Source organism: Kitasatospora sp. NPDC056531, from assembly GCF_042794375.1.
GTDB lineage: Bacteria > Actinomycetota > Actinomycetes > Streptomycetales > Streptomycetaceae > Kitasatospora.
The window spans coordinates 67,722-68,038 of sequence record NZ_JBHTTU010000043.1; positions in this window are offsets into that span (position 1 = coordinate 67,722).

Genomic DNA, 317 nt, shown 5'->3' on the forward strand with positions numbered 1-317 from the left:
GTTTTTTTTTTTCTTTGGGGGGGAGGGAGGAGAAAAAGGAGGGGAAAAAAGAAGGGGGGAGGGGGGGGGTGGGGGTGGTCCCCTTGGGGCCGCGGGGGCCCCACGCCATCGAAAACTGATTAACCCTAGACCAGCGGAGGGGGACTTAGGAACTCGATCGCCCGCCTCGGCTAGGCGGCGGGCGGGCGGGCGATCGCGAGAGAGAAGTGAAGGAAGAGAGGAATGGCGGCGGGCCTCTTCCCACAACAAGGAGGAACCCAAAAAAAAAAAAAAAAGGACACCCCCTCGCCCCCCAGAGGCACCAGAGGGGGGAGGGT